This is a genomic window from Bdellovibrionota bacterium (genome assembly GCA_035292885.1).
Taxonomy (GTDB): domain Bacteria; phylum Bdellovibrionota_G; class JALEGL01; order JALEGL01; family DATDPG01; genus DATDPG01.
Window position 1 is genome coordinate 24,799 of the sequence record DATDPG010000189.1, and the last position, 16,896, is coordinate 41,694.

The 16,896-nt window shown below is 48.3% G+C and carries 11 protein-coding genes; 4 read left to right on the plus strand and 7 right to left on the minus strand.

Going from position 1 to position 16,896, the window contains the following annotated elements:
• The first annotated feature begins 80 nt into the window (after window positions 1-80).
• On the plus strand, window positions 81-1,331 hold the full coding sequence (locus VI895_13765; protein ID HLG20867.1) for a hypothetical protein: 1,251 nt from the start codon (window positions 81-83) through the stop codon (window positions 1,329-1,331).
• 14 nt (window positions 1,332-1,345) lie between these two features.
• Here the strand turns inward: VI895_13765 and sat are convergent, their stop codons facing one another.
• On the minus strand, window positions 1,346-3,079 hold the full coding sequence (sat, locus tag VI895_13770; GenBank protein HLG20868.1) for a sulfate adenylyltransferase: 1,734 nt from the start codon (window positions 3,077-3,079) through the stop codon (window positions 1,346-1,348).
• On the minus strand, window positions 3,073-3,939 hold the full coding sequence (locus tag VI895_13775) for an inositol monophosphatase family protein (protein ID HLG20869.1): 867 nt from the start codon (window positions 3,937-3,939) through the stop codon (window positions 3,073-3,075). Before VI895_13775 ends, sat begins: the two co-directional genes overlap by 7 nt.
• 45 nt (window positions 3,940-3,984) lie before the next feature.
• Between VI895_13775 and VI895_13780 the strand changes: the two genes are divergently transcribed.
• Both VI895_13780 and VI895_13785 read left to right on the plus strand, forming a co-directional pair.
• On the plus strand, window positions 3,985-4,728 hold the full coding sequence (locus VI895_13780; GenBank protein ID HLG20870.1) for a sulfite exporter TauE/SafE family protein: 744 nt from the start codon (window positions 3,985-3,987) through the stop codon (window positions 4,726-4,728).
• 162 nt (window positions 4,729-4,890) lie between these two features.
• Window positions 4,891-5,733, plus strand: a complete 843-nt coding sequence (locus VI895_13785) for a sulfotransferase (protein HLG20871.1) — start codon at window positions 4,891-4,893, stop codon at window positions 5,731-5,733.
• A gap of 157 nt (window positions 5,734-5,890) precedes the next feature.
• On the opposite strand, the gene VI895_13790 is transcribed toward VI895_13785, so the two are convergent.
• From VI895_13790 to VI895_13805, 4 genes are all read right to left on the minus strand, one after another.
• Window positions 5,891-7,513, minus strand: a complete 1,623-nt coding sequence (locus VI895_13790; GenBank protein HLG20872.1) for a glycosyltransferase — start codon at window positions 7,511-7,513, stop codon at window positions 5,891-5,893.
• A 239-nt stretch (window positions 7,514-7,752) separates the two neighbouring features.
• Entirely contained in the window at window positions 7,753-9,009 is a 1,257-nt protein-coding gene (locus VI895_13795; protein HLG20873.1) for a TldD/PmbA family protein, read from the minus strand.
• Between the two features lie 23 nt (window positions 9,010-9,032).
• Window positions 9,033-10,544, minus strand: a complete 1,512-nt coding sequence (locus VI895_13800) for a metallopeptidase TldD-related protein (protein ID HLG20874.1) — start codon at window positions 10,542-10,544, stop codon at window positions 9,033-9,035.
• Window positions 10,468-12,789 (minus strand): fused MFS/spermidine synthase, encoded by a 2,322-nt coding sequence (locus VI895_13805; GenBank protein ID HLG20875.1) that lies wholly within the window; start codon window positions 12,787-12,789, stop codon window positions 10,468-10,470. The genes VI895_13800 and VI895_13805 overlap by 77 nt, the downstream gene beginning before the upstream one ends.
• Window positions 12,790-13,401: 612 nt before the next feature.
• On the opposite strand from VI895_13805, the gene VI895_13810 reads away from it, so the two are divergent.
• The gene (locus tag VI895_13810) at window positions 13,402-14,184 is read left to right on the plus strand and encodes a hypothetical protein (GenBank protein HLG20876.1); all 783 of its coding nucleotides are present in this window, start codon (window positions 13,402-13,404) and stop codon (window positions 14,182-14,184) included.
• Here VI895_13810 and VI895_13815 read toward each other — a convergent pair.
• Window positions 14,157-16,736: a lantibiotic dehydratase gene (locus VI895_13815; protein HLG20877.1), complete on the minus strand. Its 2,580-nt coding sequence runs from the start codon at window positions 16,734-16,736 to the stop codon at window positions 14,157-14,159. The genes VI895_13810 and VI895_13815 overlap by 28 nt on opposite strands.
• Window positions 16,737-16,896 lie beyond the last annotated feature (160 nt).

The following is a 16,896-nucleotide window of genomic DNA, read 5'->3' on the forward strand; positions in this document are numbered from 1 at the left end:
TATTAGAGGAGATTATCTCCAAAATCCTGGATAAAATGGATAAATTAGAAGTAGTTGAGTAACCTTACGTTCTATCATCTGTGTTGAACCTTCCTTTTCAAGTTTACTTTGCCTTCCCCGACGGTCTTCTTCGTTATAATTGTCCGGAATGTGGTTTCCAATGTTGCAAGGGCGCTGGTTTCGGTGTCACCGCTAAAGAAATGACCAAACTGGAAGTCTTGTACCCTACGCTTAAATATTTTGCTCAACCAGCTACCAGACGAGCCGTAACAGGCGTGCCACTCATCAATCTGAAGCCGAAATGTTTTTTCTTACAAGACTCTGGTTTTTGTGACATACAAGCCAAACACGGCCGCGATTTCAAACCTATAGTTTGTAAAACATTCCCGGCAAACGCCTATTTCTTTTCGAATGATATTCTTGTGGTGGACGTTAACTTTCTTTGTCCGCTTAAGATTTCTAGCTCTCCAGAAAATGATGCGGTTTTGTATTATGAGGACATTTTGAAAGATATTATGGTTGCAGCCGATTACATTAAAGGCGCAGGAACAGTAACAGCTAGGAGGCCCGAACAACCCCCACAAGTGAGAGAACTCACAAAGCAAATCATTCAGCATGAAACTTGGTCTCGAGACTCTTTTCGTAGGATAGAAACGACGGACTTGTTTGATGTGCTTGCCACCTGGGAATTAACGTCTCTACAAGAGAATGACAGTGAACCTGAAGTGCCACCGCCACATTTGATCACAGAAAAAAAACAAGAGCTTGAGTTGTTCCGACGGCAAATAGTAATGTTTATCGGCGCTGAAGATTACCTTGCGACACGAAGCACTATCGACGATATGGCATTAATTGTACTGTCTTCGTCGATCCGGATGTCAATCTTGAAACGATTCCCCCACATTGTGTACGAAACGGAATTTTTGCCATCTATCTCACGAATATTTTGTGCTGCGTCAACCCTTGTTCAACTTGCGTCAATAACGCAAGGCACTCCCTGCTCTCTGCAAGCAGTTTCTACAGTAACGTCCTCGTTTCTCGCTGCAATTTTCCTGCTTGGACATTTAGATCATGTGCCAACGATTCCAGCCCCAAGAGAGGGAGAAAAGATGACCATTGACGCAGCACTGTCCTACGAAGGTAACATAAAAAGATTCTTTCAATTCGTATATGAGCAGAACGACGAACTAAATCTAACGTTGAGAGAGATTGTTGAGCAGCATGCAAAAGAAGATCGATTTGACTCGTTGATGTTTCTTAAGAGCTTATCCGGGAACGCAATAAGCCGTATGAAGTTTCTACCAAAGGGCCCAACGCATTCGATATCGTAACTTGATGTGTCAGATTACTGCTTAATGAGCTTTGCTTGATCCAAAAACCCAAGAATCTTTTTTGCACTTTCACCTACATTTTCGGTGTCGGTCCTTACCAGGACTTCGGGGTTATCAGGAGGTTCATAGGGATCTGATACTCCTGTGAAGTTTTTAATCTCGCCTGCGATCGCTTTTTTATATAGGCCCTTTACATCCCGATTGATCAACGTATTTAATTCGGCCTTCACAAAAACCTCTACAAAAGGAACGCCGTCTTGCGCCGCAAGTTTTCGCACTTCATTCCGAATCTCTTTGTAAGGCGAAATCGCAGCCGTTATTGCGATGACACCGTTTCGCGCTAAAAGTCGGGCCACGAATCCAATCCTCCGAATATTGGCGTCGCGATCTTCTTTGGAAAAGCCAAGCCCCTTGGAAAGATACGTGCGAACCTCATCCCCGTCCAAAATTTCAAGTCGGCGATTGGAGAGTTGTCGTTTAATGACATTCGCAATCGTACTTTTTCCTGCACCTGACATTCCCGTGAACCAAAGGATGAAACCCCCTGGTGAATTCGTAGAGATTGTAGGAGCATTTGTGCGATTTTCGGATTTTGTATCGGCAGCGTAATAATCGCGAAGAACCTTTGCAACTTCAGGGCGTGTAAACTCTTGGGGGAGGTTCCCTCCACTACGCAAGATGTCGCGTACTTTGGTCCCAGAAAACTCTAATCGTTCAGAATCCCCATGAGGGCAGGTGCGCTCAGAGGCTAGGTTTCCGCATGCCTTGCAATAGAATGTGGGATCAAATTTGAGAGCAACTACACCCAACTCCGATGGTTCAAAACGATCAAAAATCTCCTGAGCCTCGAGCGGCCCGTAAAACTTTCCGACGCCTGCATGGTCGCGCCCTACAATGAAATGGGTGATGCCGTAGTTTTTCCTAACCAGGGCGTGAAAGATGGCTTCGCGAGGTCCCGCGTAGCGCATAGCCGCAGGGAAAGCTGCAAGCAGCGTACGGTCTTTTGGATAATAATTCTCGATCAGAATTTGATAGGCCTGGAAACGGACCGATGCGGGGATATCATCGCTCTTGGTTTCACCGATAAGAGGATGGATCACGAGACCATCGGTAAATTCCAAGGCAAGCTTTGTTAGATGTTCATGCGCGCGGTGGATTGGATTTCGCGTTTGAAAGCCGGCCACACGTTGCCATTTTCGCTGAGCGATCTTTTCTCTTAAAGCTTTTGGGGTCAGACGATACTCGGAAAAAGAAAGATTGGAGGGGAGGGGTAGAACCTTTACCTTTCCGCCAATCAAAAGGGTCGGCCTAGAAAGGAGATAGGCCACTCCTGGATGGCTCGGATCTTCCGTGCGATAGATCGCCTTTGCCTCATGTTTTGGATCTCGCTCAAAAATCTCTTCGATTTGAAGAACTCCCCAGAGTCGATCTGTACTATCGTAAAGCGCTGCCTTCTTCCCCACAGATAGCTCTTTTCGCTGGATATCATTGATAGCTATCGTTATGGGTAGTGGCCAAACCGTCCCGTTTGACAGTCGAAGTCGGTCGAGGACGTTTAAATAGTCAGCAGACCCCATGAACCCTTGCAAAGGACTAACAGCTCCTACTGCAATGAGCTCTAAATCTGCCAATTCCCGATTATCGAGTGTGAGCTTTGGAAGTGTCTTAGCTTCTTTTTCAAATTCAGAAAGCTCCGCCGAAGAGACGAGGCATTCAATTAATTGCCCACCATGAGGTTCGGTTAGCATAGTTTTGCTTGATCAGGTGCTACGGAAAAGACCTCTTTGGCTACACGGTTCCAAATTTCTTGGGGTGCCGCAAAAATCCCACCCGGTTGATGAGGATCCTTTTTACCATAGCGAAATTCTTTTCCATAACAGTCTGTAACGATACCGCCTGCGCCACGAAGAAGCGCTTCCGGCGCACATGTATCCCATTCCTTCAAAAATGGTACCGGATGAACGTAAAGATCGGCTTGATCTTGCGCGATCATCGCACATTTTAGCCCTACGGAGCCACAAAGGACGATTTCTGCGTTCTTTAGTCTTGTCTTAAGTTGTTCCAGTTTTGGATCCGGGTGAGATCGGGAACAGACAAACCTGAGACGAGGCGATGGAGATTGAGAAAGGATGAGTGGGTGAGGTGTTTTCTCTTCCGTCGGCTGTTCCACCATCCAGGCGCCTATCCCTATCCCTCCAAAGTGGAGAATGCCAGGGTCTGGACGATAAACCGCTCCTAGCTGGCACTTTCCATTCAGTGCAAGACCAACCATGACACTGAATTCTCCCGTTTGACTAATAAAGTCATTCGTTCCATCCAATGGATCCACTAACCAGAGCCGGTCGGAAGCTTTGTCCTCTTCATCTGGCGGGCTCTCTTCACTCACGATCCGGTCTTTTGGGAAATGTTGGTGCAGCATTTCTAAGATGATTCGGTTTGCGGCAAGATCCGCCTCTGTGACAAAGTCCCCTGGCTTTTTCTCCCGCGTCATTAACCCTTTTTTACGATAGTATTTGAGCGCTTCCCTTCCTGCCAAAACTGCGGCTTTAGTCGCGATTTTAAATTCCTGAACGAAACTTTTTATCTCTAATGGAAGAATAGAAATCATGTTACATTTTTTTTGTAAGTTCAGTAAACTTTTGAAATGAACCCAATGGCCATCTTTCTTGGGTTTTTTGTAGGAACTCTGGTGGGTTTCACATCTATTGGTGGCGGAGCTTTGCTTACTCCATGCCTCATTCTTATTTTACACATTTCACCTTCCATCGCGATTGCCACAGATCTCTTTGTCGGAAGTATTACAAAATTTGTGGGGGCAGGGACCTACGCGATTCGTCGAGAGGTGAACTGGGAAATAGTCGGTCGGCTCGCTTCTGGATCGGTTCCTGGAGCCATCCTGGGAACTCTTCTGATGAACTATCTCCCAAAAGAGGATCTCGAGCCGTTGCTCAAGCATCTTCTAGGTCTAGTCTTGATCCTGGCGGCAGCATCGTCATGGGCGAGAAGTAGATATTACAAACGAATTTCAGAACCTAAAGCAATGCCTTCCTTTGTTCGAACTATGATTTTTGGCTTTCTTGTGGGATTTATTGTGAGCATGACAAGCATTGGAAGCGGATCGGTTCTTCTTCTTATTATGACTCTCTTTTTCCCGATCCATCCCAAGACCATTGTTGGAACCGATCTCATGCATGCGGTGGTTCTTTGCTCAGCGGCATCACTCGGCCATTTGTTAAAAGGAAGAGTTGATTTTCATTTGGCAAGATCGATCTTAATTGGAGCCGTGCCTGGAGTTCTCCTCGGTGCGCAGCTTGTTTTGATTCTTCCAGCAAGGATTATTCGAACTGTTCTAACCGTAGTTTTGATGCTGGTCGGACTTCTAATGTTGTTGCATTAGAGGCTGGGATGTCTGTAATTAGATTGGCTTTTTATCTATTCTTTCTCTTTCTGATGGTTGCCAAGTAGCGAATAAGATGAATACATTATCATCACTTTCTACCGAACTTGTTATAATTTGACGTATGCATAACTCATACAATACAGCCTTTTTTAGTCGTTTGTGAAAATCTTTGGTATTGGTCTGAGTAAGACAGGAACTTCTAGTCTTTCGCGTGCACTCGAAATCCTAGGATTCAGTTGCATTCATTTCCCAAGCTCACTACGACAAATTGAGAAATATGACGCCAGCACAGATACTCCCGTTGCTCTCAATTTCCGTCAACTTGATCACCGCTTTCCCAATAGTCGCTTCATCTTTACACCGCGCGAGAAAGTCGAATGGCTTTCTTCATGCGAACAGATGTGGCGACGACGACAGAAGCTCTACGACCAGGATATTTTCATCACCGGAATCCACCGTGCATTATATGGCGGGAAACAATTTGACAGAAAAAAATGGTCCTCTGCCTATGATAGACACGACATCTTGGTGCGTCAGTATTTCAAGGGACGCCCTAAAGACCTCTTGATCCTTAATATTTTTCGTGTGAAGAACCCATGGATTCCACTTTGCAGATTTCTCGGTGTTCCAATTCCTGATGTCTCATTCCCAAGAGTGAATGACAGCCCGTCGATTGACGCAATTATTTTGCGATTGCTCAAGTCAACAGGTCATCCGGCGCTTGTTGCTCGTGCTTGCCTTGTTCCACAGGAATACGTTCGACACTTGGCGAGCCAAACTAGAATGCAGCATAATCAAGTCGCGTCTGCCGACAAAATCACCCGCGGTTGGGAAGTTTACCTTATGCTAACAAATATAGTGAAAGAGTTCGGATCTAGGAGGATAGCGGCTCTGAAACTAGGAGTTTCAATAAGAGAATTGAGTCGTTTGCAACGACTTGCGCCATCACCAACACATCAGCCTAAAGAAAGATCCACCACTTCTGTTTCCTCTAAGCGATAAAGAAAAGGTTCGATTTGATGGAGCCACACCCCACCATTGTGATCAGGGGGTAACGCAACGTAAACGGTCAAGAAATGACGACGCAGTTCAATCAACACAGCAGAAACCAGCCGTAGGCAGGAATCCTCGTTGGGAAAGGTCGTCGCGCACGAAGTTATCAAGAGAACAGTTCATAAAGCTCTTCTGGTAGGTTCTCAAGAACTGCCCTTTTAAAACGGATACCCAAGGGTGCTTTTTGGGGATTCACAACTCCAGCTTTTAAGTCAGTATACCAAGGAAAAGCGTCCATTTTTAGGGCCTTCAGGTGAATGCCCTTTAACTTATGGAGAAACACGGATGCCGAAAACTTGGTTATTAGTTGCTTGTCCTTTGATTCGTATATCCCTTTTTCTTTTCTAAATCTCTCCATCAATTGATGTAACAACTCAAGATTCTCCTGTATCAATCTTAATGCATCGCGACTAATTAGCATAAACTCAGTATCCAACATCCAAAATTTCGATGGATTTATCTTTAGGTCTCTCAAGGTTTGGTCGAGCCATTCTCTTGAGAAAGGAAAAGTGATAACTTTAGCTCCCCAGGCCTTTTGTATTCCAGGAATCCACTGCTCATGGGGAATACTAACTATGGAAATTTTCCCCGGCTTTAGCGCCGATAATAAATCAGGTCGTGTTAAGATCACATTGGAATTCATCAACACAATCGAACCAATAGGCAATGAATTCGGTAGATTAAGAATGGTGCTGTTTTCAAGAGTTTTTGAATAATGTACGCACTCGTTTGCTTCTTCATCTTGTAAGAAAGATAGGTCGAGTCCACGGCATGCTTTTGCTGGAATCACGAAAGTGATGTCTTGGTTTTTAGGAAATGCCTTCTTGATGTAGCGATATGTTGCTTTCATGGGAAGTACTTCGCGATCCTCTTCCGAACCGACAATTCTAAAGGTGGTCGACACATCTGAACGACCATGGGAAGTGGTCTTCTTTGTTGGAGACGATTTTATTAACGCACCAAAAAGTATCTTTCTTATTTCGTTCGCGGTTTTTTCGCTTGTTTGAGGCCTTTCTCCGTAATAAAGTTCGCGCAAAAACACCGCGTAATGATGCGACAAAGTATGCATCACTACTCCCCAGTCCTTCACAGCACCAGCCAAATATTCGAAATACCACGGCACTTTCTCTTTTGGCAGCTGAGCATATGTCAACCCCGGGATGCTTCCAATCAGAAGGCTACCCGCGATCTCGTCTCGCAAATGCCAATTATCGCACGGGTACTGTTCTCTATTCTCCTCAAACCGGCTGATCATCCTAAAAAGGAAAGGAAGATTTTCGGCCACTTTCAAGTGTGTTTTATTCTGAAAGAGCATGACACCGGTATTAAATACAGGTGTCACTGGAATATTCATGCTGGAAGCGAAAGCGCAAAATTTTTCAGGATCGATTTGCCGGCGTTGAAGGAAGTTTGCATAGTATTCCAAAGAGTGATTAAACGAAGTTCCAACTTCCTTCCGAGCCAGAAAATCTGCTCTAATCGGCAAACTGAAAAGCCGTTGGACATCTGCAGACGCGAAGGTGTCTGCATCAAGAAACAGGACTTCATCGGCATCCAGTTTTTGAAGACTCGTCCATTTTAAGAAGGTCAGCATATCTTGAGGCACATTTGCACAACTTTCCAAGTGCGCCAGCTTGCCAAGACTTTTTAACGAACCATCGGGTATTGAAGAACCATAAATAAAAACAACGATAGGAATCGTTGAGTTATATTTTCTGACGGATTCCACGCTACGCTGAACCATTCGGATATATATGGGATTATCATTGATTGCGTAATAAAGGAGCGATCTGTTCATGCGTTCTTTTCTAGCCTAACTTTATTAGGATGTGACAATCTTAGCGATTGATCATAGCCAGGACCATTATCCTAGTGACCTTTCCCCAATAAATCGAGCCACCGTATTTTCTCAAACACTACAATTTCTTCCAAAATGAACTTGTCCCAACGGAATTCGGGACACGTTCTCTAGCTTACAACAATGTTCGAAACCAATACGTGCGGGCCCCCTCGCCCTGAACGGTGCAAGAACTGATTACCAAAAAGACATCCACCGTCAGCGACCCATATTGCGTCTCTTGCCACACCTTGAATCGCTAAAGCTGTGGAGGCGATACTTCCCCTAAGTATGGGGCCGATCACCGGCTTCCCAAGTTGTCCGTTCTTAATCTCATAGCCATACTGGCATTGGATTTGAAATATCGTTCCAGTGGTCACAGCTCCAAGCGTACCGACCAGATAGAAGCCGTTCCTGACCGCTGCGATCAGCTCATCCGGGGCGGCCGTGCCGGGCATCATTCGAATGTTCATCATTCTCGTTATCGGCCAATACCGGAAATCCCGTGCGCGACCTCGTCCATTGGGCTCGGTCTTAAAGGCGAAAGCCGTCTCAAAGGTATGTAGCATATTTTGGACCACGCCTTCGCGCACAAGCGTAACTTTGCCGGCAGTTAATCCTTCCTCATCAAACGGAAGATGATCGATAACTGACGTCTCGTCCGGGACATCCTCAATCGCGACCTCCACGGAGGAGATTTTATTGCCGTGTACCAGTGACCCCAGGCGTGAATACCGATCGGCCTCGCAGGAATGTCCGAACATTTCGTGAATGAGCACGGCGGTCACCGTCGGATGCAATACGACATCGCACGTTACGTCCCGTTCCAAGGTGTCGGCATCTTGTAAAGTGCCACACACTTTTTCTGTGTCCTCCGTTTCGCGCCTTAAATCTTCTTCCTGCGGATCAAAGACGAAGCGTCGTAGGTGTAGAGAGGTTCTCTTCAGTCGTTGCCGCCGCTCAATCGTAACAACGCGAACAAGTTCCAAGCGTGATTTTCTAAATCCGAGATTATTTTCGAATTCGATCTGTCTCGCCTCCCAAAAGAAACGGAACGACATGGTTTTGTCCGCCAAAACATGGGCCGCTTCAACAAGGGTCGTAGGAATTTTAACGGGTTCGAAGTTGTTTTCGAAGAGGCACTCCCTGTTCGCCTCTCGCTCCCACCTCTCTCTAACGAACCGGGCGAAAGCGGCGTCCTTGGGAATTGTTGTTGACCTGTCCGGTACAATATCAAATCCGGTTCTTCCAGCGACGCGGAAAATGTGCCCGCTCCGCTCTGAGCGAATCGAATTTTCTATTTTCCCCTCGCGCACATAAAAAGTATGCGAAGAGAGGTTCTCGCGGCGTACGTCGATGTACCCCTCACTCCGGAGCCGTTTTTCCATGAGCCCGTAATTCGGATCTCTATCTACCATCTCATCTCCGGGACAAAGATGTGGGGGAACCAACCAGCTGCCATAAGGTTACCATCTTTCAAGACGATCGCGGATCGATCAATGAGGCCGAGGAAGCTCCCGGGTCTCGAGGTCGTGCTCTGGGAAGAAACTCGCCTTTTCCCGGACCAATAGGCGGCATGTTTTCCATGTTGGTATATTTCCCCTATTAAACTCACCGTGCTGGGCATATTACCGGCGCCCGAGAGTTGGCTGAATGGAATCGGAATTTGAGTCAGAAGCAAGACCTGATCGTGGTCGGTAAGAATGTCGGAAGAACGGGCCTCTCCGGGTCGAAGCATGAGATTGGAGGGATGGCATGACGGCGGACGATCGGAAGAAGGCTCAAAAAACGGGCCGCGGCGAAAACCGTTTCCCGTGCTTTTTGTAAGATGTTCGTGGGCCGTCGCAAGATCGGAAAAAGGTGTCACGCGATCGGGTCCGTAACAAATGGTCTTGCGGCTAGTGGGTGTGCCTTCATCGTCAAATGGCGCACTGCGATATCCCCCGTTTAAGTAAGGCTCATCGATGAGTTGGAAGGCATCCGGAAGGACCGAGAACATGCTTGTGTCCCATTTCAGACCCAAGCGAGCTGCGCCCGCTATGATACAGCAGATTGTTTCTACGACTCGAGGAGACAGCAGAACGGGCAGGGAACCTTGAAGATTTTGCAGGAATGAAGCCGGTTTCCCCATCCTAACAAGACGATTTTCTATAGAATCCGCAAGATCCTCAAAATCAACAGGGACATAATTCCAAATGTTGGAATGTGTGTTCAAGGTGCGATCTTTAAAAAGAACGATCGTGCGCATGAACGTTTTTTCGTAACGACCTTTAACGCCATGGCTATTCACGAGCGCGGTCTTGGAATGATCTTGTTCAAAATGGAGAATTACGTCCAGGTTAGGCCACTTTTGCCCGAGTTTCCGTTGATATTCTTCTGATCGTCTCAGGAGTTCTGACGAGCTACGGTATTCGCCTCCATCAAAGTTCGCGCCGATTTGCATAAGATCCCTCTCGGGGCTATTGAGTGAAAACGAACTTATCTCGCTTTCATCGATGGACGGAGCGATTATCCGTCCCTTTAGCTTATCGCGATCATCGGCGCATATCGAAAATCGATGTAACCTTTGCTTTCGGATGCCGGTGAACATTAAGCTGTGAGTACGAACCTCTCGCAGCGGACCCCTGTCTTCACTAGAGCTGGAAACATGAAGTCGCTCTTCAAAAAGAGACAGGACTTCGATTTCATCGAAAGAAGCGGAAAGCGTCCGAACAAAATGTCCCAATTCTTCCGTCGAAAATTCTTCCATGAAACCGAGTGATCGTAACATGCCGATGAAAAAACTATACTTTACTTGACCTTCAAAATCGTCGGGTACTATTTGATCTAACTGGGATATGTCGCAACTAAGGCGAGTTTTGGGCTTGCAGCTTCTGTGTAAGTTGCAGCCGATTGCTAGACCGCACGAAACCACTAAGCGCATGATCTCTTTCTTTGCCGGTCAGGAGTTCTTCGGCCTTTCGATATGCGTTTCGCGCCTTATCTGACTGCTTCATTTGAGTATATGCATCGCCTAGAGCCTCCATCAAGAGCGATCGGGCATCCGGTTTTGTCGCGGCCTTTTCGAGTAACGGGATGGCCCGAGAGACTTGGCCTTGCCGCAGGTAGACAACGCCGAGATTTCCATGGAGTTCTCCTTGTTCCGGCCATATTTCTAATCCGCGCTTTAGGATCTCCTCGGCCTGTTCCAATCGACCTTCGTACACGTATTGTTCACCGAGAAAGGGCACAATATAAGAATAAGAATTTCCCTCGTCTATCTCGCCGAGCTTTTCAAGTAAGGCCCGAGCGCGCTCTCGCTTCTTGTGCGATATCAAAACCCAGGCCTCGACCATCTTCATTTCTGGACTTGGCCAATCTCGGAGTCCTTCTTGGAGCAATTGCTCCCGTGAAGGGAGGTCCCGGTATTGGGCTGAGATTCTCACAACCGCGCCGAAATAAAGGTCCTCAAAGTTTGACCTGTCGTCGGTCAAGACAGGTGTGTCTGAGTTATCTTGGAACTCCAAAGTATTCATTTGAATGCCTCGGAGAGCGTGCCAAAGGCACTTCCGTTCATCCCGTAAATTCACCGAGTACGTCAGTTCGAGGGGCTTGAGCTGTCTTAGAATGTGGTCGAGGTTCCATGGCACACTGGCCCCGATCAAAATAAAGCTTCCTGGAAAATCGGTAATCACGAACACCTTCGGAAAGACACTTTTTAAAACGCGGGCCACCGCCTTTGCGGTTCCGTTGAATGGATAGGCAAGATTCATGGCCACAACGCCGTTTTTTGAAAGATGTTGTTTGATCTCCTGAAAAAATTCGAGGGTCGATAGGTGGTAAGGCGCGTTGGCCCCGTTATAGGTATCAATCGCGATGAAATCATACTTCTCCGTATTCTTTTGAAGAAACTGGCGAGCGTCCTCCTCAAAAATGCGCATCTTGGGGTCTGCAACAAAGTTAAAATATTGATGGGCAAAGGCCACAACCTGAGGATCGATTTCAACGAGATCAATTTGCGAGGGAAATAGCGTGCGCCAGCCTATGGCGAGTGTTCCTCCGCCCAGGCCGAGCATAAGCAGTTTTTGAGGTGGTTCTTCAAGAATGAACGGGAGAAGCGTGATCTTGGCGATATAGGAGTTTTCATAGGGATATTTAGCATGGGGATCGAAACGCGATTGGCCCCCACCTTCATTGATTTTCAGATTGATCACCGGCGTTTTGTCATACCAGCTGCGTTTAGCGTGGCGAACCTGTATGTTACTGTACAGAGACTCCTTTTCTGCGATCAGATCTGGGTCAGGCGTTTTCATTTCAGGTAAGCCACATAGCGGTAAGAGAAAGATCAGAAGACCATACTGCCGACCTGTCTGTATAAGCCCGACGAGAACGCTAAGAATCAAGAAAACATAATTGAAAGCGATCGTATTCTTGACCCCCAGGTGGGGGATGAGAAGAAAAGTAGTAACAAACACGCCCGCCAAACTTCCCACTGTAGAAATGGAATAGATGGTACCCGCCGTAGCACCCACGTGCCCCTTCGTGACGAGAATCCGAATAATGTAAGGAGAAACCATGCTTAAGGGTACAAGCGGAATTCCGAGCACAATGATCGTGGAAAGAAGAGATCCTTCAATAATACCGAGTGGCCCAATCGCCACGAGCAGTTTTCGATGAAATACGATCAAGAAAAGCAGCCAGAAGCTTGTCACACCCATAGTCAAGTACAACACCTTCGAGGTTGGGTACTTGTCCGCAAGCTTTCCACCCCAGAAATATCCAACCGAAAGGGCGAGCATAACAACCCCAAGCAAACTGCCGCTCACATACACCGAGGTCCCAAAATGAGGAGCCAACAGACGAAAGCCGAGGGTTTCAAGACTCATGATTACGAAACCGCCGACAAAACAAGTTAATTTCAGCACAATGTCGCCCATCGCGGTAGTCGTGTGGATATTCACCTGATTCATAGCAGCTGATCCTACTTTTGTTTTCCTGAAAATCCTAATTCCACGTGGCAAGGCCGGTGCAATTGCGTTTGCAACCATGGTAATCAGATGAGACAATTGCACGAACGGTCCAAGTTGTTGAGTGGCCAGACCGGGAAACACCCCTTGATTGACCGAGATTCTATAAAGATCTCCCGTTTTTCTCTGGCCTCCGAACTGGATGGCGGAAGATCGTTTCATTCAACGCATCGAATTGTTTGGGGGAGAAGTCAAATTATCCTCGAGAATGAAATCCGCTGGAACTCAGGGGGGATTCGTCAAAGACACGACAGTCGGACCGTCTTGCGCCGGGACGACCTTCGCTTTCTTTCCCTTCGGGGGGTCTTTCAGCTCTTCAACGTACCGAACCATGAAATAGCGATACGCCCCGATGAATATGGCCTGGTTTCAGAGCACCGAATCAGGAAGAAGCGTTGGACGGAGACCTATAGGGGCACCGACCCATCTATCGTTCCTTATATCCCTCACGGATTCGCGGAGGTCGTCTTTCTGGCATCTCGTCTTGATTGGGGAAAAATGGACCCCCAAATCTTTCCTGTGCTTCCCATCAATGTTTCAAGGGAATTCGGCGCAGATCGGTTCTATTTCGTTTTCAAGGTACTTGAAAACACGTTTCCCCGAGGCAAGGTGTATCTCGTATGTGTGTATCGGTCCCCTTTTGGCGTGACGCGGGGTTCCCCGAACGCCGTGCTTACCATCGACCGCTCTGCATGGGTACCTGTGCGTGTTGGCGAGGATCCGAAGCTCGTTGAGTCAGGAATGCTTTCGTTTCCTCGTCGGTGGGATTTGAGGTTGCCTCGGTTTCGCCCGAAAGATCGAACGTTCGTTTTGAAACCTGTAATAAGCGTTCAGAAGCCGATTGAGTTGTCACTCTGGACAACGGAAACCAAAAAAAGCAAAAGGAATCTTGTTCTTCTGTTCGATCTGGTTCGAGTCGTCGACCAGCATGTGTTCGGTACGCATCTCGATCGCAACTTCGTTCGCGGTCGCTTTGAAGACTGTGGTTTCGGAGTTCTGGAGTTCCGCGAGCTTTTGGGGTACTGCCCGATTTTCGGCACCGAGAAAACAACTGGCGACTTCGACTCCATTCGAAAATCTGTCTTGGCTCTCTGGCGAAAACTACCTAAGGCGAGGCGGTCGTCGATTGTTTTACTTTGCCTTGAGGAGAACTGTTTCTTGGCTCCCCGGATTCTTGCGGACCAACCGGACCGCCCGTTTTTAGTTTTAATCAATCCTTTTTGGACTACGCTTGCCAACTGGGCTCGCAACTTTGAAAGCGATCAACGGGTGCGGAACGAATTGAAACTTGAGGATCCGGAGGAAACTCTTCCCGTCCTCCTCCGGCAGTACGCGAGACCCGTCCTGGCCATTGGCCGAAATTCGCCGACCACGATTCCTGTGAACGTGACGTTTCGAAAAAGTGGCTTTCGAGGGCGTTTCTTAAATCATATAGGGATTCCCACTCGCCACGGCCAACCCGGCTTCGAATACATGGCGGAGCCTTGGGCGGAAAGGCCGATGCGCGAAGTCATCCAGTGGCTTGAAAATCAATTCGATTTATCGGGCTCGAAATAGACAAACGGCATTAGTCCGACGGTATAACTGCCTTGTCCGTCACCGGGAGCTTTCAGCCAGAATTCATCGGGGGAGGGGAGCATCTCGGAAAACCTTAGTTCTTCATTCTCCCTTGCCAGGCCGAACAGCACTTCCACGAGAAAAAAATTGCGAAAGTCGATCATGATGTTTTTCTTCGGGCCTGACGGGTCCACAAAGACTAGTTCCGGGAGTCCGGCATGAATCTGGGTTCGAATGGCGTCGACGTAATCGAGAAAAATGTCCTTTTCCTTGCGAGGGGGAAGGGAAAAGGTTGACGAGGGGAGTCTCCAGTTTTCCCGCTGAAGGACTGTTTTGCCTATACGCAAGCGCGGAAAATGGCCCGAGAATCTCTCATGGATCAATTTCCGGCTGAAGCGGATCTGATTGGGAAACGAGAAATGAACAGGAACGGTTTGATCGCCGATCTTCACGCAAATCGGATGGTCCGAGTGAGGTGCCAGAAGGAAGTCGCGGAGTGAAGTCTTCTCGTTTTCGTCTTTGAAGCTCGGCCCCATCCATTCGATGTCTATTCCCCCGCCAATCCATGGCGTGAATTTAGAGTGCTGCCGAAGCCACGGGATGAAATGAGCGAGCCTCGCCACATTCGCTTTGACGAGATTTTTCAGAACAGCTTCGGTTTCCTCCATTTGTGCCGCGCGATCGGTCGCAAAATAGTTCAGGACGGTGAGATGCATGCTGTTTCCGAAGATGACCGAATCAAACACGATTCGAAAATCGCCGGCCTCTAAGGAGGAGAGATCTTTGGCGGCAAGCTGAAAGATCGGACCGCTCGCATAAACCGGGAGCGGTAGATTCGTATTGATCATCACTTCACGAAATGTTCGCCGGTAGGCTTTTATGTCCGGTTGTTCTTCCGAGAGGATGATTTCCCGTTGGGAGGGATCCATGGATGTGAAAATCTGTTGGGCCATCTTGGCAAGGTCGGTCAGAGCCGATAGGCAGCCGACCACTTCATCGTCCGCCTTCATTTGATCGGAGAGGGGCTGGTTTGCGGCGGCCAAAAGCGATTCGGCGAACTCCGAGATCTTCTTTGCGGCCTCGAAGCCGGAGAGGTCCGCCTCAAGATTCTCCTTAATGTGTTTTTCGAATCGGTTGGCGACGAATACGGCCGGAAGGATTCGAAAAAGCCAAAAAGGGGCGAGGAGTTCAAGTGCCAGGGTATAATGATCCCGTAGTTCCCGCGCCAGGTCTCGGCCGATCTGAAGCGGCTGGCAATCCCGTGCGCAATCCTCATAAAAGATGAAGCGGTCGGCGTAATACTCACCCGCGCCTCGTGTCGCGTTTTCGCTTGTAGCCTCTTGAAACAGATGCCCCGCCGTTTTGAGAATGTTCACTTGTTCGTCGAGATTCGACCTTCCAAAATTCACTCGCAGTTCTTCAAATCGAGTCAACCGTGCGTTCCACTTCGCAAGCTCGGGGCCTTCGGTACGCGCGGTGCGCAGCAATGCTCGCAGGTACTCGAGTGGGTGGGGATCGCCCGGGGGGATATCCAGGCCATCGAGCAAGAATCGCCGGGAGAGCAATTGGATCACTTCCATTTCCACGGCTTCCCGGTCTTTGGAATCGACAGCTGGAGCTTGGATCAGGTCGATCGCACCGCGGCTCTCTCCCAAGTGTTGGATCAAGGTAACCATACTCTCGGAGAGGGCGGCTCGCTCCTCCGATGGCAGAAACTCGTCTTTCATTTTGGGCGCGCACGAAACCAGTTCATGACCCATGAAAAAAACCGCAGGATGCAGACGGAGCGGGAGGCGGAGTCGAATCTCGTTGGACCGAGCGATGGCATTGGCGAGGGCTTGTGCGCACCAATGGGCAAAGAACACTTCACGGTCACCCACGCCGTTTTTGGACTCCGCACGGGCGTTCCATTCAAAAACGATGTTTTTGTTCCCTGAAAAGAACCCACCGAAGGTCGGGCCCATCGATCCGACGGCCGAGTTCTTTGCGCAAAACCGGGAGAGATAACTGACGAGCGTGTTTTCCTTCTTTCGCATTTCGGAGTCCCGGTTTCGCGACATCCATTGTGAAAAATACCTTCGAATATGTTCCAGAAAAGAAGGATTGAGCTGAAACAGAGCGAGCTGAAATCGCGGTTCGGAGGCTAACGCCCAAAGAGCCGCTCGTCGTTCCTCGAACTCACGTAAGAACGTGTCGCGCGCGGTTTCAAGGGATACGGCCGCGCGTTGGAAACGTGACTGCCAGTCCGTGAGCTCCTTCCGCAACGATGGATCCACGGACGGATCTTCCCCGAGGATCGAAATGTGGGGTGAAATGTCCCTCCCGTGGGAAAGGTTGTTCAGTAACTTCTTCCATTTTTTCGAATGAGGAGGAAAAAAACGAAGAGTTTTCAATCTGTTCGCAATACGTTCGGCCTCGCTTTGAAGGTCCTTTTCCTCGCCCAGAATTTTCAAGACCGCGTCGTATGTGACGTTGAAACGGAGTCGGAATAGCCATTCCACCGGCATGTTGGTGCCGGAAAGAGAGAGATCGCGAAGAGTCTTCCAGGGCATGGTCGCGGTGATCGTACGAAGTTTTCATGCTACTAAGGAGTTCATAAGTATGTCTACAGATACGGCCCGGTTCATTTCGCCGCGCGTCGCGAGCCGATTGCCAAAAAAACTAGGTCTTTTTAGCAAGTTCGCATACCTTTACCACTAGCTGATTTTAAAA

Excerpts from the sequence above, each read along its gene's own strand:
- VI895_13795 (HLG20873.1), bottom strand. The coding sequence starts at position 9,009 with ATGGAAAAACGGCTCCGGAGTGAGGGGTACATCGACGTACGCCGCGAG.
- VI895_13775 (HLG20869.1), bottom strand. The coding sequence starts at position 3,939 with ATGATTTCTATTCTTCCATTAGAGATAAAAAGTTTCGTTCAGGAATTT.
- VI895_13815 (HLG20877.1), bottom strand. The coding sequence starts at position 16,736 with ATGCCCTGGAAGACTCTTCGCGATCTCTCTCTTTCCGGCACCAACATG.
- sat (HLG20868.1), bottom strand. The coding sequence starts at position 3,079 with ATGCTAACCGAACCTCATGGTGGGCAATTAATTGAATGCCTCGTCTCT.
- VI895_13800 (HLG20874.1), bottom strand. The coding sequence starts at position 10,544 with ATGCGCTTAGTGGTTTCGTGCGGTCTAGCAATCGGCTGCAACTTACAC.
- VI895_13780 (HLG20870.1), top strand. The coding sequence starts at position 3,985 with ATGGCCATCTTTCTTGGGTTTTTTGTAGGAACTCTGGTGGGTTTCACA.
- VI895_13805 (HLG20875.1), bottom strand. The coding sequence starts at position 12,789 with ATGAAACGATCTTCCGCCATCCAGTTCGGAGGCCAGAGAAAAACGGGA.